Annotated in this window: 22 protein-coding genes and 2 riboswitches; of the genes, 5 read left to right on the forward strand and 17 right to left on the reverse strand. The window is 60.1% G+C overall.

Annotated elements, in window-relative coordinates:
• Nucleotides 1-104 precede the first annotated feature (104 nt).
• From JJD74_RS15770 to JJD74_RS15815, 10 genes are all read right to left on the reverse strand, one after another.
• Nucleotides 105-1,037, reverse strand: a complete 933-nt coding sequence (locus JJD74_RS15770) for a sugar kinase (protein WP_200615313.1) — start codon at nt 1,035-1,037, stop codon at nt 105-107.
• 132 nt (nt 1,038-1,169) lie between these two features.
• Nucleotides 1,170-2,384 (reverse strand): amino acid deaminase, encoded by a 1,215-nt coding sequence (locus tag JJD74_RS15775; RefSeq protein WP_200615316.1) that lies wholly within the window; start codon nt 2,382-2,384, stop codon nt 1,170-1,172.
• A 43-nt stretch (nt 2,385-2,427) separates the two neighbouring features.
• Nucleotides 2,428-3,192, reverse strand: coding sequence for an IclR family transcriptional regulator (locus tag JJD74_RS15780; protein WP_200615319.1), 765 nt, complete (start codon nt 3,190-3,192; stop codon nt 2,428-2,430).
• Nucleotides 3,193-3,322: 130 nt separating this feature from the next.
• Entirely contained in the window at nt 3,323-3,712 is a 390-nt protein-coding gene (locus JJD74_RS15785) for a RidA family protein (RefSeq protein WP_007912330.1), read from the reverse strand.
• Nucleotides 3,713-3,733: 21 nt separating this feature from the next.
• Nucleotides 3,734-4,531: an amino acid ABC transporter ATP-binding protein gene (locus tag JJD74_RS15790; RefSeq protein ID WP_047301512.1), complete on the reverse strand. Its 798-nt coding sequence runs from the start codon at nt 4,529-4,531 to the stop codon at nt 3,734-3,736.
• Nucleotides 4,528-5,190, reverse strand: a complete 663-nt coding sequence (locus JJD74_RS15795) for an amino acid ABC transporter permease (RefSeq protein WP_042559394.1) — start codon at nt 5,188-5,190, stop codon at nt 4,528-4,530. The genes JJD74_RS15790 and JJD74_RS15795 overlap by 4 nt, the downstream gene beginning before the upstream one ends.
• 9 nt (nt 5,191-5,199) lie before the next feature.
• The gene (locus JJD74_RS15800; RefSeq protein WP_024012746.1) at nt 5,200-5,862 is read right to left on the reverse strand and encodes an amino acid ABC transporter permease; all 663 of its coding nucleotides are present in this window, start codon (nt 5,860-5,862) and stop codon (nt 5,200-5,202) included.
• A gap of 51 nt (nt 5,863-5,913) precedes the next feature.
• Nucleotides 5,914-6,762: a transporter substrate-binding domain-containing protein gene (locus tag JJD74_RS15805; RefSeq protein ID WP_042559395.1), complete on the reverse strand. Its 849-nt coding sequence runs from the start codon at nt 6,760-6,762 to the stop codon at nt 5,914-5,916.
• A gap of 286 nt (nt 6,763-7,048) precedes the next feature.
• Nucleotides 7,049-7,330 carry a type II toxin-antitoxin system RelE family toxin gene (locus JJD74_RS15810; RefSeq protein WP_042559396.1) on the reverse strand — a complete coding sequence of 94 codons (282 nt, stop codon included), beginning with the start codon at nt 7,328-7,330 and terminating at the stop codon, nt 7,049-7,051.
• The gene (locus tag JJD74_RS15815; protein ID WP_042559397.1) at nt 7,320-7,568 is read right to left on the reverse strand and encodes a type II toxin-antitoxin system Phd/YefM family antitoxin; all 249 of its coding nucleotides are present in this window, start codon (nt 7,566-7,568) and stop codon (nt 7,320-7,322) included. Before JJD74_RS15815 ends, JJD74_RS15810 begins: the two co-directional genes overlap by 11 nt.
• A 275-nt stretch (nt 7,569-7,843) precedes the next feature.
• On the opposite strand from JJD74_RS15815, the gene JJD74_RS15820 reads away from it, so the two are divergent.
• Complete coding sequence (locus JJD74_RS15820; protein ID WP_047301516.1) at nt 7,844-8,287, forward strand: thioredoxin family protein; 444 nt, start codon at nt 7,844-7,846, stop codon at nt 8,285-8,287.
• Nucleotides 8,288-8,434: 147 nt separating this feature from the next.
• Here JJD74_RS15820 and JJD74_RS15825 read toward each other — a convergent pair whose 3' ends face one another.
• The 5 genes from JJD74_RS15825 to cobW form a co-directional block, all read right to left on the reverse strand.
• Nucleotides 8,435-9,994, reverse strand: a complete 1,560-nt coding sequence (locus tag JJD74_RS15825; RefSeq protein WP_042559399.1) for a TerC family protein — start codon at nt 9,992-9,994, stop codon at nt 8,435-8,437.
• A 435-nt stretch (nt 9,995-10,429) separates the two neighbouring features.
• Nucleotides 10,430-11,170 (reverse strand): VWA domain-containing protein, encoded by a 741-nt coding sequence (locus JJD74_RS15830; protein WP_200615322.1) that lies wholly within the window; start codon nt 11,168-11,170, stop codon nt 10,430-10,432.
• Nucleotides 11,095-12,096, reverse strand: coding sequence for an ATP-binding protein (locus JJD74_RS15835; protein WP_200615331.1), 1,002 nt, complete (start codon nt 12,094-12,096; stop codon nt 11,095-11,097). Before JJD74_RS15835 ends, JJD74_RS15830 begins: the two co-directional genes overlap by 76 nt.
• Nucleotides 12,097-12,222: 126 nt before the next feature.
• Nucleotides 12,223-16,071, reverse strand: coding sequence for a cobaltochelatase subunit CobN (cobN, locus tag JJD74_RS15840; RefSeq protein ID WP_200615334.1), 3,849 nt, complete (start codon nt 16,069-16,071; stop codon nt 12,223-12,225).
• 3 nt (nt 16,072-16,074) lie between these two features.
• Nucleotides 16,075-17,145, reverse strand: a complete 1,071-nt coding sequence (gene cobW / locus JJD74_RS15845) for a cobalamin biosynthesis protein CobW (protein ID WP_047301522.1) — start codon at nt 17,143-17,145, stop codon at nt 16,075-16,077.
• A gap of 100 nt (nt 17,146-17,245) precedes the next feature.
• Nucleotides 17,246-17,457: riboswitch (cobalamin riboswitch) on the reverse strand.
• Between the two features lie 902 nt (nt 17,458-18,359).
• A riboswitch (cobalamin riboswitch) is annotated at nt 18,360-18,581 on the forward strand.
• A gap of 121 nt (nt 18,582-18,702) precedes the next feature.
• On the opposite strand from cobW, the gene JJD74_RS15850 reads away from it, so the two are divergent.
• From JJD74_RS15850 to cobM, 4 genes are all read left to right on the forward strand, one after another.
• The gene (locus JJD74_RS15850; RefSeq protein ID WP_042559406.1) at nt 18,703-18,900 is read left to right on the forward strand and encodes a CbtB domain-containing protein; all 198 of its coding nucleotides are present in this window, start codon (nt 18,703-18,705) and stop codon (nt 18,898-18,900) included.
• A gap of 11 nt (nt 18,901-18,911) precedes the next feature.
• Nucleotides 18,912-19,613 (forward strand): CbtA family protein, encoded by a 702-nt coding sequence (locus tag JJD74_RS15855; RefSeq protein ID WP_200615336.1) that lies wholly within the window; start codon nt 18,912-18,914, stop codon nt 19,611-19,613.
• Nucleotides 19,610-20,023 (forward strand): cobalamin biosynthesis protein, encoded by a 414-nt coding sequence (locus tag JJD74_RS15860; RefSeq protein ID WP_047301526.1) that lies wholly within the window; start codon nt 19,610-19,612, stop codon nt 20,021-20,023. Before JJD74_RS15855 ends, JJD74_RS15860 begins: the two co-directional genes overlap by 4 nt.
• A 79-nt stretch (nt 20,024-20,102) precedes the next feature.
• The gene (gene cobM, locus JJD74_RS15865) at nt 20,103-20,849 is read left to right on the forward strand and encodes a precorrin-4 C(11)-methyltransferase (protein ID WP_200615338.1); all 747 of its coding nucleotides are present in this window, start codon (nt 20,103-20,105) and stop codon (nt 20,847-20,849) included.
• A gap of 141 nt (nt 20,850-20,990) precedes the next feature.
• Here the strand turns inward: cobM and nfuA are convergent, their stop codons facing one another.
• Both nfuA and JJD74_RS15875 read right to left on the reverse strand, forming a co-directional pair.
• The gene (nfuA, locus tag JJD74_RS15870; RefSeq protein ID WP_042559410.1) at nt 20,991-21,575 is read right to left on the reverse strand and encodes a Fe-S biogenesis protein NfuA; all 585 of its coding nucleotides are present in this window, start codon (nt 21,573-21,575) and stop codon (nt 20,991-20,993) included.
• Nucleotides 21,576-21,633: 58 nt separating this feature from the next.
• Nucleotides 21,634-22,647, reverse strand: a complete 1,014-nt coding sequence (locus JJD74_RS15875) for an acyltransferase family protein (RefSeq protein ID WP_047301531.1) — start codon at nt 22,645-22,647, stop codon at nt 21,634-21,636.
• Nucleotides 22,648-22,733 lie beyond the last annotated feature (86 nt).

Raw genomic sequence — 22,733 nt, forward strand, 5'->3', positions numbered from 1 at the left:
TCGCTGGCAAGCCAGCTCCCACAAGGTTGTTGCCTGCACACCGCTGATCCTTGTGAGGGCGAGCCTGCTCGCGAACGATTGCGCAGCAAGCGGCCATCCACCTTTTACCTCGGAATCAATGCCCCCGGCACCTGAATCACCTGGCTTGCCAATCGATGGCCGGCCTCGGCCGCATCCTCTGGACTTCCACCCAGCAAACGACTCGCCAGATAAGCCGCACTGAACGAATCCCCCGCCGCCGTGGTGTCCACGACTTTCTCGACTTTCTGTGCCGGCACTGCAAACGCCTCACCGTCACACCGAATCAGGCACGCCTCAGCGCCGCGCTTGAGCACCACTTCCGGCGTGCCAATCTGCGCGTAAGCTTCGAACACCGCATCGCAGTCACTGAAGCCAAACAGCGCCTGCTCGTCATCCACGGTCAGCAACGCCAGATCGATGTGCGGCAACACGCTGCGATAAGCCGCACGTGCCTCTGCCACTGACGCCCATAAACGTGGCCGGTAGTTGTTGTCGAAGACGATTCGCGCATCATGCTGGCGAGCATCGATCAGGGTCTGGATCAATCTTTCCCTGCCCTGCGCACCGAGCACGGCCAGGGTGATGCCGCTGAAATACAGCACGTCGTAATCCGCCAACGCCGCCAGAATCGGCTCGGCTGCGGCAGTGGTAAAGCAATCGCGGACGGCCGCCTCGTTGCGCCAGTAGAGAAAGCGTCGCTCGCCGTTGGCGTCGGTCTGGATGCAATACAGACCCGGCAAGCGTCCGGGCAAGCGCTGTACGAGATCGAGGCCGATGCCTTCGCTCGACCAACTCTGACACATGGCGTCGCTGAAGCTGTCATCGCCCAGCGCGGTGACGTAGTCGACTTGCGCTTTATCGCTCATGGCGCGCGACAGGTAGACGGCGGTGTTGAGGGTATCGCCGCCGAAGCTTTGCTGCAGGCTGCCGTCGGCGCGCTGCTGAAGTTCGATCATGCATTCGCCGATCAGGGCGATGCGTGGGGTGTTGGGGCCCAGGGGGCTGAGAGTGGTCATTTTTTGTGGTGTCTCTGGATGATCGATGGTGTCTGGACAAACACTTTCGCGAGCAGGCTCGCTCCCACAGTTGGAATGCGATCCTTGTGGGAGCGAGCCTGCTCGCGAATGGCAGCGCCTCGGTCTGAAGCCCTAGAAACACGTCTCCATGGTTTCGATCACCGACAACTGCTCATCCACCAGCAAGCCCACGCGCCATTTGTCAAAGGTCAGGCAGGGGTGGGATGTACCAAAGGAAATGATGTCACCAACGCGCAGCTCAACTCCCGGCGCCACCGTCATGAATGCATGCTGATCCATCACTGCCGTGACCTTGCACGCGCCAACGTCCTTGCCCACCGCCGGCACCACACCGGCCGGGTAACGCAGCAGCGGCACCGGCAGCCCGGCGTCGTACGCCACATCACGCTTGCCCAGTGCAATCACCGCAAAACCCGGCTCCGGCAGCGACTGCACGTGCGCCCACACTTCCAGTGCCGGACGCAGACCTTCGTGCAGATCACTGCGACGATCGAGCACGCAGCACTGCGCCTCTTTGTAGATGCCATGGTCGTGCGCCACATAACTGCCCGGTCGCAACACGCTGAGGAAGCGGCCAGCAGCGTTCTGCGCCTCGAACGATTCGGCAATCAGGTCGTACCAAGCCGAGCCCGACGCCGTGATGATCGGTTTGGCGATGGCGAACCCACCGCTGTCCTGCAACTGCACGGCCAGGCGCACCAACGACGCGGCAAATTCGCGGATGCCGCTGACCGCGTGATCACCGTGGATCACGCCCTCATATCCTTCGATGCCGGTCAGCGCCAGCGCCGGCTGCGCGCTGATTGCCTTGGCCAGCTCAATAACTTCCTGTTCGCTGCGGCAACCGCATCGACCACCGACCACGCCGTACTCGATCATCACGTTGAGCTTCACACCGCGCGAGGCGAAGTAAGCGCCGAGATCGGCAACGTTTTCCGGGTGATCAACCATGCAATAGAAGTCGAACGACGGATCCGCCAGCAGATCGGCGATCAGCGCCATGTTCGGCGTGCCGACCAATTGATTGGCCATCAGCACACGACGCACACCGTGGGCGTAAGCCGCGCGGGTTTGAGTGGCGCTGGCGAGGGTGATGCCCCACGCACCGGCGTCGAGCTGACGCTTGAACAGGGCCGGGGTCATGCTGGTTTTGCCGTGGGGCGCGAGTTCGGCGCCGCTGTCGCTGACGAATGCCTGCATCCAGCGAATGTTGTGCTCCAGCGCTTCGCGGTGCAGCACCAGCGCTGGCAGGCTGACGTCTCGCACCAGGTGCGCGCCGATGGCGGCGTCGCCCTTTTCCACAGCAGTATTGATGGCAGTCGTCATGGTCAAACTCCTCGCATTCATTCGCGGCCGCAGGCAGCCGCGGTTATTCGTTGATGCGCCGAGCGAGGCTGTTGGCGCTCTCGATCAATACCCGGCGATAGTCGTTGTAATGGGTCTTGGCATCGGCCCGCGGGGCGACGATGCACAAGGTGCAAATGGCTACGCCGGCAGCGTCTTTGACCGGTGCCGCGAAGCAGTGGGTGAAGGTGTCGGCGACGCTGTCGAAGGAGAAGAATCCATCGATGCCGGCCTGACGAATTTCCGCCAGAAAGCGCTCCAGCGGCAACCGCTCGCCGTCGGGCAGGATGTAGTCGCCTTCGTCGATCAGGTCGATGATTTGCTGATCACTCAGATGCGCGAGCAACAGACGCCCGGACGCGGTCCAGGGGATCGGCGCGTTTTCGCCGATATCGGAAGAGATACGGAAATGCCGCTCGCCCTCCTTCATCAACGCCACCGTGTATTTGCGCCCGTTGAGCAGGCACATCTGGGCGGTTTCGCGGGTCTGGCTGACGATCTCCTGCAAGGCATGATCGGCCTCGCGACTGAGGTCGAAATGGCGCAAATGCGCCTGTCCGAGAAAATACAACTGCCGGCCCAGATAGACGTGACCGTCCTTGCCCACCGGCTCCAGAATCCGTCGCTCCAGCAGGGACGCGACGAGTTCGTAGACCGTGGATTTCGGGCTGCCGATACCGTTGGCGATGTCGTTCGGACGCAGCGGCTGGCCGATCTCCTTGAGGAAATCGAGAATATCGAACGCCCGGTCCAGACCGCGTGCCCGGCGCTTGATGGTGTCTTCGGTCATGTCAGCTCTCACTCAAAAATCTCCATGTAGAAGCTGCCGCAGGCTGCGATCTTTTGATCTTGCCTTGTGACATATCCAAAAATGCCAAAAGATCGCAGCCTTCGGCAGCTCCTACAAGAGCCACCGTCGATCAGGCCTTCTTCTTGTAAGCGATGCAGTCGATCTCGACCTTGCAATCAACCATCATGCTCGCCTGCACACAGGCCCGCGCCGGCGCATGTTCCGGTTTGAAGTACTCGCCAAAGACCTTGTTGAAACTGCTGAAATCCCGGGGATCATCCAGCCACACCCCGGCACGCACCACGTCTTCAAGGCCATACCCGGCCTCTTCGAGAATCGCGATCAGGTTCTTCATGGTCTGGTGGGTCTGCTCGACGATGCCGCCAACAATGATCTCGCCATCCACCGCTGGCACCTGACCGGAAACGTGCAGCCAGCCATCAGCTTCAACGGCGCGCGCGAATGGACGAGGCTGGCCGCCTGCGGCGGTGCTGCCGGTGCCGTAACGAGTAATGCTCATGGGTATTTCTCCTGATAAAAATTAAAACCGCGTGTTTTTGAGGAACTCAGCCAGACGCGGCGATTGCGGGCGTTCGAACAGTTCCTTGGGAGGCCCCTGCTCTTCGATCCGCCCCTGATTCATGAATACGATTTTGTCCGAGACCTCGAAAGCGAAGCGCATCTCGTGGGTCACCAGCAGCATGGTCATGCCGTCTTCGGCCAGCCCCTTGATCACGCTGAGCACTTCGCCAACCAGCTCGGGGTCGAGGGCTGAAGTGACTTCGTCGAACAGCATCAGGCTCGGGTTCATCGCAATCGCCCGGGCAATTGCCACGCGCTGTTGCTGGCCGCCAGACAACTGGCCGGGAAAGTGATTGCGGCGCTCCAGCAGGCCGACCCGCTCCAGCCATTTCTCGGCCAGCACCACGGCTTCGTCCTTGTGCATTTTCTTCACCTTGAGCAGGCCCAGGGTGACGTTCTGCAACGCAGTCAAATGCGGGAACAGGTTGAATTGCTGGAATGCCATACCCGTCATCGCCCGATGACGAGCGATGACTTTCTCGCCATGCCGCACGCGCTTGCCATTGATCTCGTCGTAACCGATGGACTCACCGTCGAGCAGGATCTGCCCGCCCTGAAACTCTTCGAGCATGTTCACGCAGCGCAGCAAGGTGGTTTTGCCCGAACCGCTGGAACCGATCAGCGTCACGACGTTGCCTCGTTGCATGCTGAGGTCGACACCCTTGAGCACTTCGACTGCGCCGTATTGCTTGTGCAGACCGCGAATATCCAGCAACGGCTGGCCGTTTGCAGCGTTGGAAAGTTGAGCTTCAGTCATGGCAAGGCCACCCGCTTTTCAATGTGCCGGCCGAGTAATTCGATGCCGTAGTTGATGACGAAGAACAGAAAACCGGCGAACAGATAGAACTCCAGCGTCATGAAGGTCCGGGCGATGATCTGTTGGGTGCTGAGGAGCAATTCGGCCACGCCGATAACCGAAAGCAAGGTCGAGGCCTTGACGATTTCGGTGGACGAGTTGACCCACGTCGGCAGGATCTGCCGCAGCGCTTGTGGCAGCAGCACGTAACCGAGCGACTGGTAAAACGTCAGGCCAATCGCCTTGCCCGCTTCCATCTGCCCGCGCGGCAACGCTTGCAATGCACCGCGCACGATTTCCGCAACGTGCGAGCCGCAGAACAGCGTCAGCCCTAACGCACCGGCCTGAAACGCGCTGATCTGCCAGCCGGCCGCTGGCGCCATATAGAAGCAGGCCAGCACCAGCACAAACACCGGCGTACCGCGAATGATGTCGACGTAAAACCGGAACGGCGCACGCATCCAGAATCTGCCGTAAGTCAGCACCAGGCCGGTGACGACGCCGAGCAACGTGCCGAACAATATCGCCAGCGCCGACACCTGCACGCTGGTCAGAAAGCCCTGCCACAAGGTTTCGCGGGCGATCCACAATTCATTCAACCAACTGGGGGATTCGTACATCACAGCCTCCTATCGGCGGATCGCCAGACGCTGCTCGAGATAACGCAGCAGCATGGCGATGAGGTAACAGGCCGCGACATACAACGCCGTGGTCACCAGCCAGGTTTCGATCACCCGGTAGCTTTCGACGTTGATCTTGCGCGCGTAATAAGTCAGCTCTGGCACCGCTATCGCGGCGGCCAGCGAAGTGTCCTTGAACAGCGAAATAAAGTTGTTCGACAGCGCCGGCAGCACGTTACGCAGCATCACCGGCACGGTGACGTAGGCCTTGACCTGCCATTCGCCGAGGCCGATCGCCAGCCCGGCTTCGCGCTGCCCTTTGGGGATGCTCAGCAAACCGCCCCGGAACACTTCGGTCAGGTAGGCGCCGGCATACAACGACAGCGTGATGATGAACGAGGGAATCTTGTCCAGACGAATCCCAAGACTTGGCAACGCAAAGTAGATCAACAGAATCAACACCAGAATCGGCGTGTTACGGACCACCGTGACGTACACCGATGCCAGCACCCGCAAGGCGCGATGCTTCGACAGCAAGGCAAACGCCATCAGCAGGCCGATCACGCAGCCGATGGCGATCGACACCAGTGCCAACTGCAAGCCCAGACCGAGCCCCGCCAGCAAGGTGTCGAAATCGCGCCACACGGCGGCAAAGTTCAACTGATAGTTCATGGTCAGCAGTACCTTGAGCGGGGCGATTTGAATCGCCCCGCTCTCACGGGATCATTTGAATTCGACTGGGAAACCGATCGCGGGCGATGGCAGGTCAACGCCGAACCATTGTTTGAATGAAGCGGCGTAAGTCGGGAATTCAACGCCGGTCATGGCTTCATGCAGCGCGGTGTTGACGAAGTTCAGCCAGTCCTGATCGCCGCGTTTGACCGCGCAGGCGTAGGTCTGTGGGCTCCACGCATAAGTCGGGCTGCGATAACGGCCAGGGTTCTGCACCATCAGGTATTTGACCGAAGACTGGTCGGTGGCGGCGGCATCGGCGCGACCGGAGTTCACTGCCTGATACATCAGATCGACGCTGTCGTACTGATCAACCTTGGCTTTGGGCAGTGCCTGGTGCACCAACTCTTCGGCGTAGACGTTTTGCAGAACGGCAACGGTGACCCCGTCCCCGCCGGCCTGCAGGTCTTCGATTTCCTTGTACTTGCTGTTGTTCGGCAGCAGCAGGCCGACGCCTTCGCGGTAATAAGGCAGGGTGAACGCCACTTGCTGGGCACGGCTGGCAGTGACAGTGATGAACTGACAGCTCATGTCGACCTTGTCGGTCAGCAGGTTGGGAATTCGCGCATCGGACGACTGCACAACGAACTCGACCTTGCTCGGGTCGTTGAACAAACCCTTGGCCACAATCCGGGCGATGTCGATATCAAAACCCTGCAACTTGCCGTCCGCCCCCTGGAAATGCCACGGCGCATTGGTGCTGCCGGTCCCCACAATCAATTTCCCACGGGCCAGGACACTGTCGAGCTTGCCATCGGCGGCCTGGGCCAGGCCCATGGCAGAGGACGAAGCCGCGAGAACAAAAATACATGCTTTGAACAAGGAAGGTCGGCGATGCATGGCAAGCACTCCAGGATGATGTTTATTCCGCTATACCGGAAGACGGTTTGTTACTACGGAATAGACAGCAGAAAGTGTGCCACAGGACTTGGGAAGAATCTGCACTGGGTTTAAATGTTTTTGGAATCAAGCACATGCACAAAGTGCAAAAAGGGGGCGTTACGCAAGGTTGCGCTTTGGCGCGCTACCGTAGGCCACAAGGTGCGGGTAGTGGGTTCCCGTTTGGTGCGCCGGCGGGCGAAAAACATGCATTGTCAAAAGGCTTGGATATCTTTCGAGAGGGTGTTTAGCGTTTGGCCGCGTTTTCGTAAACGTCACCCCGCTCTCTTTTGCCAATCGCAATAACAGTCACGATCAAAACTTCATCTTTGACGCGGTAAACCATTCGATAGCCAGCGCTTCTGAGTTTGATTTTGTAAGCCGCCCCCAGCCCTCTGAGCCGGTCTGCGGGAACATGCGGATTAATCAGTCGATCCTTCAGCTTTTTTTTGAATTGTTCTTTGAGTCCAGCTTCAAGTCTTGTCCATTCTTTCCAGGCCTTCTCGGAAAACTCCAGCTCATAGGTCATCAATCGAAACCTTGATGGTTGGGTCGTTTTCTCGCTCCTTGCACAGTGCGATCAACTCCAGATCCTCCAGACGATTCATCAGCGCCTCGTACTCCTTGGCGGGGACGCAGTAGAACGCCGGCTCATTTCGGTTGAGAATCGCGACGGATTGGCCACCGCCAGCGGCCACGGTACCCATGGGATTTCTTTTCAATTCGGAAATACTCGCTACAACGTTAGAAAGAACGATATGTGTCATGAAGTGCTCCTTGGAGTGCTTTTAGTGGTGTTTAAAATAGCACTCCAATGCATGTTCGATGCCTATCGATTGGCCCCCCGCATATTTTCTGCTGAGTAAAAAAGGTATCACGTCGCAACATTCCGCATTTCTGCGTTTCGCGTCGGGTTGGTCTTGCCTATCCGTGGGAAAAAACTTGGCAGGGAGAGATACACCTGTAATTTCTGACAGTAGACGGTCCTTTCGACCTCCTTTAACGTCATGAACCTTCGAGGTCGTTGGAAAAGGAGATTTCAATGAACGCCGTCATCCCGAGTTCAGATCTGGCTCCGGTCTACCGCAAAGCCCTGAAAACCTGGCGCCCGGTGATCCTGTATTTCGCCAGCGAGCACTGCCCCGCCTGTGAATCGGCCGGGCCGGTGTTTCGCAAGATTGCCGCGCCGTATCGGCTGCGGGCGAATATCTACATGCTGAACACCCGTGAATCGCCGCGCCATCCACTGGTTACGGGCACGCCGACCGTGCTGTTCTACAAGCACGGCAGGCTGGTCAAGACGCTCAAGGGGATTGGTACAGAGGAAACGCTGGCAGCGGACTTTGCCCGGCACATCGGCAAGACCAAGGCACCGGCGGTGCCGCGCAAGCAGCGACATGACGTTGTGTGGTTGCGTCAGTCCCTGCGACAGCTTTGCACCATTCCGCGTGGTCGGTCACTTCGAAGCTGCGCGGTACCCATGTAGGAGCTGCGGCACGCTGCGATCTTTTGACGCTGGTTTTAAAAAAAACAGATCAAAAGATCGCAGCGTGCCGCAGCTTCTACAGGGTTTGCGTCGTTCAGGGGGCCTGTGGGAGCCTGCTGGCGACAGGGTCAGCGCAGACAGTCAGATTTACGCAGTTTCACGCACCAACAACACCCGCGTCACCCGCCGCTCCTCGACCGCTTTGACCGTCATCTGCCACCCGGCATATTCCAGGCGATCGCCCTTCATCGGCAACCGATCTAGCAAACTCATTACCAGCCCGGCCATGGTCTGATAATCCTCGGTGGGTTCGGCGCCGAACCCGGTGCGCTGACGCACACGCGTCAGGTTCAATGCGCCGCTGACAACGAACCCGCCCTGCTCCTCGACCACGTCCGGGCCTTCGATTTCGCTGGCATCGGGCAACTCACCGGCAATCGATTCAAGGATGTCGGTCATGGTCAGCACGCCGACAAAATCGCCGAACTCATTGACCACGAATGCAATGTGGGTCGATGCCGCGCGCATCTGTTCCAGTGCGTTGAGGATCGAATAGCTGTCGAGCAGATTGATCGTCTTGCGCGCCAGGTGTTCCAGATTCGGCTCGGTACCCGCCAGGTATTCCTTGAGCAATTCCTTCTTGTGCACGAAGCCCAGCGGTTCATCCACGGCGCCATCACGGATGAGCGGCAGACGCGAGTAGGACGAGTGCATCAACTTGGTACGAATCGCCTCGGCATCGTCTGCCAGGTCGATACTGTCGACGTCGGCTCGCACGGTCATCAGTTGGCGGATCGGCCGCTCGGCCAGTTGCAGCACACCGCTGATCATCACTCGCTCGCGACGGTCGAACAGCTCGGCGCTTGGCGCATCACCGTTGTCCAGCAAATCGGAAATCTCTTCGCCGACTTCCTCCGCCGCCAGTGTGCGACCGCCCAGCAGACGCATGACTGCGTGGGCGGTGCGCTCACGAATCGGGCGCAGGCCCTGCATCGAGCGTTTGCGTCGAGCGCGGGCAATCTGGTTGAACACTTCGATCAGGATCGAGAAACCGATGGCCGCGTACAAGTAGCCTTTCGGGATGTGGAAGCCCAAGCCTTCAGCGGTCAGGGCAAAACCGATCATCATCAAGAAGCCCAGACACAGCATGATTACCGTCGGGTGCGCGTTGACGAAGCGCGTCAGCGGCTTGCTCGCAACGATCATCAGGCCAATGGAGATGATCACTGCGATCATCATCACCGCCAGCTCATCGACCATGCCCACAGCAGTAATCACCGCGTCGAGGGAGAACACGGCGTCGAGCACGACGATCTGCGCAACGATCGGCCAGAACAGTGCGTACGCCGTATTGCTCGTGCGCTCGCCGACATGACCTTCGAGCCGTTCGTGCAACTCCATGGTGGCTTTGAACAACAGGAACACACCGCCAAACAGCATGATCAGGTCTCGACCGGAGAAGCTCTTGTCGAACACCTCGAACAGCGGCTGCGTGAGGGTGACCAGCCAGGAAATACTCGCCAACAGGCCCAGGCGCATGATCAGTGCCAGCGACAGACCGATGATCCGCGCACGGTCACGCTGGTGCGGCGGCAGTTTGTCCGCAAGAATTGCGATGAACACCAGGTTGTCGATACCCAGCACCAGTTCCAGCACGATCAATGTCAACAAGCCTAACCAGGCCGTGGGATCCGCTAACCATTCCATAAAACGTCTCGATCTCTATTCAGTAAATTCAGGCTGCCGGGCACGGCAAAGCGCAACGCGAAGGCTCTGGGGCCGCGTTATCAACGATAGTCGTGTATCGGAAAACCGGATGTTGCGAGTGCGTCAAGACCGCGCCATGGCGCGAGGGGAACGTTGTTCGTATCTGAAGACTGGGAGGCTCCGAGCGGGTGTTCATGTAAATCCTAAATGAAAAAAGGCCTTGAAGCGTACAGCCTGAAGTGACTTTTCCTACAGCTCGAAATCATTTCAAAATCTGTAACAGCCCCCAAATCCTCCTGTAGGAGCTGCCGAAGGCTCGGGCCGCGATCGGACGATCTTTTGATTTTTAAAAACAAGATCAAAAGATCGCAGCCTTCGGCAGCTCCTACAGGTTTGAATCCGTGAATTCGGAGCGACCTGCTGGCGAAGAGGACTTCAGGCCGGAATAAGATCATCAATATGCCGATAATCCGCATCCAGCGCCCCGGCCAGATCTTTCGCGCGTCCCAACCGGATGGGCCCACGCTCGATGTCGATCAACAGCCCCGGGCATTCCAGCGCCGGCAAACCTGTCCACGCTTTCAAACGTCCATCCGTGACCACCAGCAAACGCTGTTGCTCGGCCGGAAAGCGCTTGCGCCGGACCGTCAGCCATTGCTGCGCCTGCGATAATGCCGCGACTAACGGCGTGCCGCCGCCCGCACCCAAGCCATCAAGCCAGGTGCGCAAATCGCGGGATGCTTTCAAACCCTGCACCTGCCACTTCGGTGTTGCACCACTGGCGGTCAGCAATGCCAACCGCGCACGTTGTCGATAGGCGTCATCGAACAGCTGCGCGAGCAGGCCTTTGGCATCGCTCAATGCCTGATGACGGCGCGTCGACGCCGAGGCATCGACGATCACCAGCCACAACTCATGGGGCGTGCGCGTGCGCAGTTGGAACAGCAGGTCTTCACGACGTTGCGGACGCCCCTTGAGCAGCGTTCCCGGCCAGTTCACTGAACCACTGCGAGCCGCGTGACGTTTGCCCTGGCGTCCGTTGTCGAGCCGACCGGCACGAGGTCTGGCATTCGCCCCCGCGTCGGATCGGGGGCGAATGCCTAGGGCTTTTTTGGCCAGCTCGGGATTTCGCGGCGGCTGCCCGTGGCGAGGGCCGGGGCCGGCATGTCGCCCCACTGGCCCTGCCCTTCACTCGGGTTGGCTGCAGCGTTTTCCGGTGATTGCGCCGGTTGTTGAGGGCTTGAGGATGGCTGTTCACGACGACGATGACGCAAGGCAAATTCGGCCACTGCGTCGATGTCCTCTTCGCCAATCGCCTCAGCTGCGCGCCATGCCGCGTGCGCACGCGCCGCACGCAGCCACACCAGATCGGCGCGCAAGCCATCGACACCGGCGGCAAAACAGCGCTCGGTGATTTGCGCCAGTGCAGCATCATCCAGAGGAATGCCGGCCAACGCGCTACGAGCGTTTTCACAGCGCTCGCGCAAACCTTGTTGGGCGGTTTCCCACTGCGTGCAGAACGCTTGCGGGTCGCTGTCGAAGTCGAGGCGTCGACGAATGATCTGCCCGCGCTCGGCCGGCGCTGTGTGGCCACTGAGCGCGACGTTCAGGCCAAAGCGATCGAGCAACTGCGGGCGCAGCTCGCCCTCTTCCGGGTTCATCGTGCCGATCAGGACGAATTTCGCCGAGTGGCGATGGGAGATGCCATCACGCTCGACCACGTTGGTGCCGCTGGCAGCGACGTCGAGCAGAAGATCCACCAAGTGATCGGGCAGCAGATTGACTTCATCGACGTAGAGCACGCCGCCGTCAGCCTTGGCCAGCACGCCGGGGGAAAACTGCGCGCGACCATCGCTGAGGGCGGCGTCGAGATCGAGGGTGCCGACCAGACGTTCTTCGGTGGCGCCCAGCGGCAAAGTGACGAACTGACCGCTGGCGAGCAGGTCCGCCAAGCCCCGGGCCAGGGTCGACTTGGCCATGCCGCGCGGGCCTTCGATCAGCACGCCACCGATTTTCGGGTCGATGGCGGTGAGGCACAGGGCGAGTTTGAGGTCATCGGCGCCGACCACGGCGGAGAGTGGGAAATGGGGGGTGTCGGTCATCTTTGGGGTTTCTCTTTCGTGGTCGTTGGTGTGCTTGAGCATTTTGGGGTGTCAGGTGAATGCCCCTCTCCCTCCGGGCGGTCCGACGTTTCGGGAGGGCTGGGGTGAGGGTTGCTTTTGATCGCGCTAAACATCCTCTTCTATATCCAGCAACAAACTCTCCAGCGCCTCTTTATACGCCCCCGGATCCTGCCACATCCCGCGTTGCTGCGCTTCCAGCATGCGTTCGGTCATGTCCCGCAGTGCATGTGGATTATGCTCGCGGACAAAATCGCGAGTGGCCGGATCAAGCAGATAAGCGTCAGCCAGCAATGCGTATTGATGATCATCGATCAACTGCGTGGTGGCATCGAATGCAAACAGGTTGTCGACCGTTGCCGCCAGTTCAAACGCACCTTTGTAGCCGTGACGTTTGACCCCGTCGATCCATTTCGGATTGGCCGCACGCGAGCGGATGACCCGATTCAACTCTTCTTTCAAAGTGCGGATCTTCGGCAAGTCCGGCTGGCTATGATCGCCGTGATAACTGGCCGCGGCTTCACCGCGCAGGGTTTCCACGGCTGCGAGCATGCCGCCCTGGAACTGGTAATAGTCGTTGGAATCAAGCAAGTCGTGCTCGCGGTTGTCCTGATTCTGCAGCACCGCTTGCACCTGACTCAGGCGCTGGACGAATTGTTCCCGGGCAGCGGTGCCTTCATCGGCACCGCCATAGGCGTAAGCGCCCCAGTTCAAGTAAACCTCGGCCAGATCCTCGCGGGTCTGCCATAGACGACCGTCGATGGCGCCTTGCACACCGGCGCCATAAGCACCGGGTTTGGCACCAAAGATTCGCCAACCGGCCTGGCGCCGTGCGGCCTCTTCATCCAGGCCCGTTTGCAGCAAAGCCTCGCGTTCGGCACGCACTTTGGCGGCCAGAGGGTTCAGATCGTCAGGTTCGTCCAGCGCTGCCACCGCTTGCACGGCGGCGTCGAACAAACGGATCAGGTTGGCAAACGCATCGCGGAAGAATCCGGAGACCCGCAGCGTCACATCGACCCGCGGTCGGTCCAGAAGGCTCAGCGGCAGGATCTCGAAATCGTCGACTCGCTGGCTGCCCGTGACCCACACCGGGCGCACGCCCATCAGCGCCATGGCCTGGGCAATGTCATCACCGCCAGTGCGCATCGTCGCCGTGCCCCATACCGACAGGCCAAGTTGGCGCAGATGGTCGCCGTGGTCCTGCAGGTGTCGCTCGAGAATCAGCGTGGCCGACTGGAACCCGATGCGCCACGCGGTGGTGGTCGGCAGGTTGCGCACGTCAACAGAGTAAAAGTTGCGCCCTGTAGGCAGTACGTCGAGGCGGCCGCGACTCGGCGCACCGCTCGGGCCAGCCGGGACGAAACGGCCGCTGAGGGCATCGAGCAAGCCGCGCATTTCTGCCGGACCGCAGGCGTCGAGGCGCGGGGCGACGACTTCGCGCAAACCCTGGATGATCAGATGTACATCAGACCACCCCGGGCCCTGTGGCAGCGAGCCGGTTCGCGAAAGCGGTGGATCAGGTAATTCCATGACAGCTGACACGGCGCCTTCGCGAGCAGGCTCGCTCCCACAGATACCGTGCAGGGTTTCAGAGATCAGTTCGGCGGCGAACAGTTCGAGGCGTTCGCGGGTGTCGCCGGCGGTGCGCCAGACTTCATCGGTCACGGTTTGCAGTTCGATGGGACGCGGACCAACCCACGGCTCAGCCAGCGCACAATCCAGCGGATCAAAACCCAGTTCAAACGCCTTGGCCAGCGCCCGCAACAGGCTCGACTGCGCCCCTTTGCCATCGCCGCGCGGAATGCGCAGCAACGCCAACAAGGTATCGATACGCAAACGCCCGGAGGGTGATTCGCCAAAAATGTGCAAGCCATCGCGGATCTGCGATTCCTTCAAATCACACAGATACGTGTCCAGACGCGGCAGCCAGATCGCGGCATCGGCATCGCTGTCCATCGCGGCATCCAGTTGCAGTTCGCGGTCGATCTGCGTATCGCGCACCAGTTGCAAAATATCGCGCTGCAATTCGCGGGCGCGGCGAGGATCGAGCAGCTGCGCTTCGTAATATTCGTCGGCCAACAGTTCCAGATTACGCAGCGGACCATAGGTTTCGGCGCGGGTCAGCGGCGGCATCAGGTGATCGATGATCACCGCTTGCGTGCGCCGTTTGGCCTGGGCGCCCTCGCCCGGGTCGTTGACGATAAACGGATAGATATTCGGCAACGGCCCAAGCAGCGCGTCCGGCCAACAGTGTTCCGAGAGGCCGACGCCCTTGCCCGGCAGCCATTCAAGGTTGCCGTGTTTGCCAACGTGGATCACGCCGTGGGCGCCATAGGTGTTGCGCAGCCAGAAATAGAACGCCAGATAACCGTGCGGCGGCACCAGATCCGGGTCGTGGTACACCGCGCTCGGATCGACCTGATAACCGCGCGCCGGTTGGATGCCGACGAACGTCAGGCCAAAGCGCAACCCGGCGATCATCAAGCGCCCGTCGCGGCACATCGGATCGTTTTGTGGCGGGCCCCAGCGCTCGATCACTGCCGCGCGATTGGCCTCGGGCAGTGCGTTGAACATCGTCAGGTAATCGTCCATCGCCAGACTTTGCTGGCACGGGCGCAAATCGATGGTGTCGAGATCATTGCTGACGCCACCGAGCAATTGCTGGATCAGCGATGTGCCGCTGTCCGGCAACTCGGCCGTTACCGGATAACCCTCGGCCTGCAACGCCCGCAAGATATTCAGCGCTGCCGCCGGCGTGTCGAGGCCGACACCATTGCCGATGCGCCCGTCGCGAGTCGGGTAGTTGGCGAGAATCAGCGCAATGCGTTTCTCGGCATTCGGTACCCGCGCCAGATCGATCCAGCGTCGTGCCAGTTCTGCGACAAAATCCATGCGTTCGGGTTGCGCCCGATAGCAGACCACGTCGGACTGACTGCGCTCGCTGCGCCAGGCCAGATCCTTGAAGCTGATCGGGCGGCTGATGATGCGTCCGTCGAGTTCCGGCAAGGCGATGTGCATCGCCAGGTCCCGCGGGCCGAGGCCCTGCTCGCTCTCGCGCCAACCGGGTTCGTTGTCCTGAGCGCAGATCGCCTGAATCACCGGAATGTTGCGGCGAAACGGCCGCAAGTGCGGCGCTTCGGGACTCGACTGAGCAAAACCGGTGGTGTTGAGAATCACCCCCGCCTCGACTTCATCCAGCCAGTCCTCGACCACCGACAGACAGCCGGGCTCTTTCAGACTCGCCACCGCAATCGGTAAAGGGTTCAGCCCTGCCGCTTGCAAGCGCTGGCAGAAAACATCGATGAACGCGGTGTTCGCCGCCTGCAAGTGCGAGCGGTAAAACAGCACCGCCGCGACCGGTTGATCGGGCCGCCAATCGGCCTGCCAGTCACTCAGTGCGGCGCTGATTTTTTGTGGATGGTAAATCGCCGTGCGTGGCAGGGATTGTGGTTCGCCCCACGGGTAATCGCGGGCGAGCCAACGGCTGGCCAGGCAATGAAAGAAATCCACTGCGTTGCCCATGCCGCCCTGTCGCAGAAACTGCCAGAGCCGGTCACGATCCTCGGCGTTGACGGTGCTCAGGTCACTGAGCTCCGGATCGGGACGATCATCACCCGGCACCAGAATCACCTGCACGCCGCGCTCTGACAACTCGATCAAACGCTCGACTCCGTAACGCCAATAGGCAATACCGCCGTGCAGCGAGATCAGAATGACTTTGGCGTGACGCAGCACCTCATCGACATAGAGGTCGACCGAAGCGTGATTCTGCACCTGCATGGGATTGGCCAGGCGCAGGCTCGGATAATCCTCGGGCAATTGCTGCGCAGCTTCGGCGAGCAGCGCCAGGCTGGAATCGCCGCTGCACAGGATCACCAGCTCGGCGGGGGTTTGCCCCAGGTCCGCGATGTTGTCATCCGAGACGAAACCGCCGGGCTGGGTCCTGAGCAGGTGCATGGGTTAAACGCTGAGCGCAGCGCGCAGTTGCGCTTCGAGTTGCGCGGCGTCGAGTTCCTGACCGATCAACACCAGACGCGTGACGCGCGCTTCATCGGCGCCCCACTGACGGTCGAAATGCTTGTCGAAACGCGTGCCCACGCCTTGAATCAGCAAGCGCATCGGCTTGTTCGGGATCGCCGCAAAGCCCTTCACACGCAGGATGCCGTGCTTGACCACCAGTTGCGTCAGCGCGTCGAGCAACAGGCTTTCGTCGGCTTGCGGCAGTTCGATGGAGATCGAATCGAAGGCGTCGTGATCGTGGTCATCGTGGTCGTCATCACCGTCGTGGTGATGATCGTGATGGCTGTGACGGCTGTCGATGTGTTCTTCGGAACCGGCGCCGAGGCCGATCAGTACGTCCAGCGGCACGCGACCACTGCTGGCTTCGATGATCTTCACCGCTGGCGGCAGCTCTTCAGCGACTTCCAGGCGTACGCGCGCCAGGTCTTCAGGGCTGATCAAATCGGATTTGTTGAGGATGACGAGGTCGGCGCTGGCCAGTTGGTCGGCGAACAATTCGTGCAGCGGCGATTCGTGATCCAGGTTCGGGTCGAGTTTGCGCTGGGCATCGACTTGATCCGGGAACGCGGCGAAGGTGCCAGCGGCCACGGCCGGGCTGTCGACCACGGTGATCACCGCGTCAACCGTGCAGGCGCTGCGGATTTCCGGCCACTGGAAGGCTTGCACCAACGGTTTTGGCAGGGCCAGGCCAGAGGTTTCGATGAGGATATGGTCGAGGTCACCGCGACGGGCAACCAGCTCGCGCATTACCGGAAAGAACTCTTCCTGAACGGTGCAGCACAGGCAGCCGTTGGCCAGTTCATAGACGCGGCCGGTGGCTTCTTCTTCGGTGCAACCGATGGTGCATTGCTTGAGGATTTCACCGTCGATGCCCAACTCGCCAAACTCGTTGACGATCACCGCAATACGGCGGCCCTGCGCGTTGTCGAGCATGTGCCGCAGCAGCGTGGTTTTGCCCGAGCCGAGGAAGCCGGTGACGATGGTGACAGGGAGTTTGGCCAGTGTTTTCATCGGTATGCCCTTTGGCAAAGTGGCGGGCATACGGGACGAGAACCGGCACCGCGCGTGCGTGCCTGGAGAGTTCGCCACCGGATCACCCCGCCCGGTTGAATTGAGAATCTGTGACGAGGCAGGTCTCCTGGCTGACGGTGTTCAGGCGCTGGGCCTGGCATTCGCTGCGCCTTCCCGCGGGCTCTGTGGTTTGAGCTTGCAGTGGCGTGGCAGCGAATATCACCGTTCACAGTTGCGGGGGCAGCCGCGGCATTGACCGCGTTCCCTTCTTAGCTTCGGCAATGCCGAAGAACCTCGAAGGCGCAAGGCTACGCATGGTGCAGTGGTGGGTCAATGTTTGGATACGGGGCATATCCGTTGCTGTGGGTGCTGCCGCTGGCGGTTTCGCTCTTACAGCGAGTCCCTTTTTCAAACGCCAAAAAGGAACCAAAAGGCTTTGCCCCCGGCGTACGGCACTTCGCTGAGGCTCAGTGTTCCCTCGCTACGGCGTCCATCCGGGGGCATCGCCTACGGTTTGCTACGCTGCACCTCCTCTCGATGAATGCGGCTTCGCCGCACGGCGCTGCGCGCCTAACCCCCGGATGAACACCTTCGCTCGGCCTGCCGAAGGGGGCTAAGAGCAAGAGCAACATCAAAAGCTAGATCAAAAGCCAAACCAGATCAAAAGCCCCTCACCCTAACCCTCTCCCGGAGGGAGAGGGGACTGACCGGGGTGCTTGGGCGAACTACGCCGACGTGCGATACCTAGTCGAACTCAGGCTTTGAAAAGCACACAAATCGGCTCCCTCGCCCTCGGGAGAGGGCTGGGCGGGCGGCGTTCCGATGAGGGGCAAATCCACCACAAATCCAAAGCCAACCGCACGCTCTTCCCCCACTCAACACAATGAGCGTTAGCTCGAGTGCAGCTTTTGATCTTGATCCGCGGGCGACGTCGGGAGGCTGAGTGGAGGGATTCATCCGGGGAGGACATCGAAAGGAGGTGCAGCGAAGCAAACCGGAATCGATGCCCCGGATGGATTCCGGAGCGAAGGAACCCCGAGCTTTAGCGAGCGGGCCGGACGTTGGAGCAAGCCTTTTTGGTTACTTTTTCTGGGCCGGCATTCCGGGCGTCTGGAAAAAGTGACCCGCCGTAAGGGCGGAACCATAAGAAGCCACACCCGCAGCAATGGATAAGCCCCCAAAGCAAATTGACTAAAAACCCCACACCATGCTCTCCTACACAACTTGTTACGGGTGCCCTTCACAGGGTGAAACGGGAAACCGGTGAATCATGTGCTTTACTCAGAGCCATGTCAGTCCGGTGCTGCCCCCGCAACGGTAAGCGAGCGAAGCGTCAGATCCACTGTGCCATTGCGGCATGGGAAGGTGACGCTTGCAGGTCGGCCTGACGCCAACCCCTCGTGAGCCCGGAGACCGGCCCGCAACACACAGCGCGCACCTGCGTCGCTGAACATAACAAACCCGCGGTGGGCGGGCGCTGTTTGAACCTCTGCGTGCCCGCGCCGCAGGGGTTTTCATGCGCTCTATTCACCTGCTGACATTCCAGAGGGAAGCGCCATGTCAATCATCACCAGCACCGGCAGCAACACGGACAAAATCTCCAGCACCGCCACCCTGAGCCAGCGCCTGACCGCCGCCATTTTCGCGTCGATCCTGGGTGCAGGCCTCGTCTATTTCGCGGGTTTCTCGCACATCGAAGCCGTGCACAACGCGGCTCACGATACCCGCCACAGCGCCGCGTTCCCGTGCCACTGAGACCTGCCGAAATGATCAAGCGAATTGCTCAAACCGCAGGTTTCACCGGTCTGCTGGCCGCCCTGCTGCTCACGCTGCTGCAAAGTTTCTGGGTGTCGCCGCTGATTCTTCAAGCCGAAACCTATGAAAAATCCGAACCTGTTGCCGCCGTTCACGAACACGCCGCCGGCACTGCCGCGCACACCCATGATGCCGAAGCCTGGGAGCCGGAAGACGGCTGGCAGCGGGTAGTATCGACCACGGGTGGCAATCTGGTGGTGGCCGTGGGTTTTGCCCTGATGCTGGCCGGCCTCTACACCTTGCGCGCGCCGACCAAAACTTCGCAAGGTCTGCTGTGGGGTCTGGCCGGTTACGCGACGTTCGTCCTCGCACCGACCCTGGGCTTGCCGCCTGAACTGCCGGGCACTGCCGCGGCGGATCTGGCTTCGCGGCAGTTGTGGTGGATCAGCACCGCCGCTTCAACCGCTGCCGGTTTGGCGTTGATTGCGTTCAGCCGTCATTGGCTGATGAAAATCCTCGGTGTGGCCATCCTCGCTGTACCGCACGTGATCGGCGCACCGCAACCGGAGGTGCATTCGATGCTCGCTCCAGAAGCACTGGAAGCGCAGTTCAAAATCGCCTCGCAATTGACCAACGTAGCGTTCTGGCTGGCATTGGGCGTGATCAGCGCCTGGTTGTTCCGCCGCAAGAACGGCGGTCAATACCACGCATGACGACTGACAGCGCAGCACCGACTTTCGTGGTCGGTCTGGGCTGCCAGCGCGGCTGCCCTGCGAGCACGCTGCGCGCGTTACTCGATCAAGCCTTGCAAGCCAATCGCATCGAACTGCATGCAGTGAAGGCTCTGGCCAGCATCGACTTGAAGCGCGATGAACCCGGCCTGCAGGAACTCGCGAATCAACTGGCCCTGCCGCTGCTGTACTTCAGCAGTGAGGAATTGGCCAGTTATGAACCGCAACTCAGCCACCATTCGCAGATTGCCTTCGAACGCACCGGTTGTTATGGCGTAGCGGAAAGCGCCGCACTGGCGCTCGCCGAACAGCTGATTCAGGCACCGGCAAAGCTACTGATTTCCCGACAAAAATACGCACAGGCAACGCTGGCATTGGCCGGCGCCGCGTAAATTCCCGATAATCTCCGCCATCAATCATGAGCAATCTTCATCTGAAGCGTTGCCGCGCCTATTTCCCAAGGATTCAACGATGACCGTTTACTTCATCGGCGCCGGCCCAGGCGACCCGGAATTGATCACCGTCAAAGGCCAGCGGCTTATTCGCAATTGCCCCGTGATCATCTACGCAGGCTCGCTGGTACCGGCGGCGGTGCTCGACGGTCATCAGGCACAGACACTGGTCAATAGCGCTGAATTGCATCTGGAGCAGATCATCGATCTGATCAAAACCGCCCATGCCCAAGGTCAGAATGTGGCGCGGGTGCATTCCGGAGATCCGAGTCTCTATGGCGCGATTGGCGAGCAGATCCGCTATCTGCGTGAACTGAATATCCCGTTTGAAATCATCCCCGGAGTGACAGCGACCGCGGCATGCGCAGCGTTGCTGGGCGCAGAACTCACACTGCCTGACGTGTCGCAAAGCGTGATCCTGACCCGCTATGCCGACAAGACGGCAATGCCCGCCGGCGAAGAGTTGGGCAGTCTGGCGCAGCATGGCGCGACGATGGCGATTCATCTGGGGGTCAATCATCTGGAAAAGATCCTGACTGAACTGCTGCCGCATTACGGCGCCGACTGCCCGATCGCGGTGATTCACCGAGCGACCTGGCCGGATCAGGACTGGGTGGTGGGGACGCTGGCGGATATCGCCGAGAAGGTTGCCGCCAAAGGCTTTCGCCGCACAGCGTTGATTCTGGTTGGGCGGGTGCTGGGGAGTGAGGTGTTCAGCGAGTCATCGCTGTATCGCGCCGGGCATGCGCATCTGTATCGCCCATGACGGCCCCTTCGCGAGCAGGGTTGGTGAACGACATGGCTTCAATGTGGGAAAGAGCATGCTCGCGAAGGCGTCCTGGAATTTCACACAAAAAAAACGGCACTCACGGGTGCCGTTTTTTTATGCTCGCAGTGAACGCCTGACTTAGTAGTAGGCGTTTTCTTTCTGCGTATGGTCAGTCACGTCGCGAACGCCTTTGAGCTCCGGAATACGCTCAAGCAAGGTGCGCTCGATGCCTTCCTTCAGGGTCACGTCTGCCTGGCCGCAGCCTTGGCAACCACCACCGAACTGCAAAACAGCGATGCCGTCTTCAACCACATCAATCAGGCTGACCTGACCGCCGTGGCTGGCCAGCCCCGGGTTGATTTCGGTTTGCAGGTAATAGTTGATGCGCTCGTTGACCGGGCTTTCGGCGTTGACCATCGGGACTTTGGCGTTTGGCGCCTTGATGGTCAGTTGGCCGCCCATGCGGTCGGTGGCGTAATCGACAACGGCGTCATCGAGAAACGCTTCGCTGAACGAATCGATATAAGCGGTGAAGCTTTTCAGCCCCAGCGCGGTATCTTCAGGTTTTTCTTCGCCCGGCTTGCAGTAGGCAATGCAGGTTTCGGCGTATTGGGTGCCAGGCTGGGTGATGAAGACGCGGATGCCGATGCCCGGGGTGTTCTGCTTGGAAAGCAGATCGGCCAGGTAATCGTGGGCGGCGTCAGTAATGGTAATAGCGGTCATGGAAACTCCTCGCAGGCTTGTGGCGGAGTTTACGCCAATCGTTGCGCCGGACAAAGTCCTAGTATTTTTGTCGGGAATGATTCTCGACGGAACGGTCATCTATTTGCGCCTTGAGCCAACGATAGCTGCGTTTTTCCACCCATTCGTAGCTCAGCCACGAGCCCGCGCCAATGGCCAGTACACATACGATAAACATCAGATACGGGTTGATGGCGTATCGTTGAGCGATAAATCCACCTGCAGACAGCACCAGCACGTGCATCAAATACACCGAATATGAACAATCCCCGAGCAGCTTGAGCGCTTTGCTGCGCTCGACGTAGCGCTCCAGCGCGATGCACGCCATGACCAGCACCGCGCTCGGCACGCCCCAGTTCAGTAGTCTCGGTCCCGGAGCCAGATGATAAATCGCAGCTAATGCACCAACGATGCCCAACAGCGGCAGCCATAACCCCGCCCCGATCAGCCCTCGGCGGTAGAGCACGCCGATGCCGATCCCCAGCAAAAATTCATAGACGATGTCTGCCCGGTAAAACTCGTTGAGCAAGCCGAACGCCTGGCAAGCGGCAAACAACAGCGTCGCGACCACCAGCAGGCGCACTTGCCAGCGGAACACCAGCGCGCAGGCAAACAGCACGTAGAACAGCATTTCGTAATTGAGTGTCCAGCCGACATTCAGGGTCGGGTAGATGCCGTAACCACCAGGGTTTTGCGTCGGAATAAACAGTAACGATGAGAGGAGATGACGCCATTCCAGCGTCTGATCCGGCAACACCGGATGGGCGAACACCACCAGCAGCGCCATCAACAGCGTATACAGCCAGTACGCCGGGACGATGCGAAACAGCCGATACAGGAGGAATTTTCCGGGTCGCAGATCCTTGTCTTCGGTGGACAGGAAAATTACCAGACCGCTGATGACAAAGAAGATATCGACCCCCACTGCGCCCTTGTCGATGAACAACTGGCCAATCGGCCCGCGCGCCTGGAAGCCGAAAAAAATCTGCATGAAGTGATGGCAGACCACCGTCCATGCGGCAAGCGCCCGCAAGGCCTGCACTGAAATCAACATCGATCACTCCTGTCCCCCCCCTCAAACCACCGCAAAACCCTTGTGGAGCGGACTAGCTCGCGATAAGGAAAGGTCAGGCACCAGAA

It is taken from the genome of Pseudomonas sp. MF6776, from assembly GCF_016613125.1.
In the GTDB taxonomy this organism is placed as follows: Bacteria; Pseudomonadota; Gammaproteobacteria; order Pseudomonadales; family Pseudomonadaceae; genus Aquipseudomonas; species Aquipseudomonas iridis.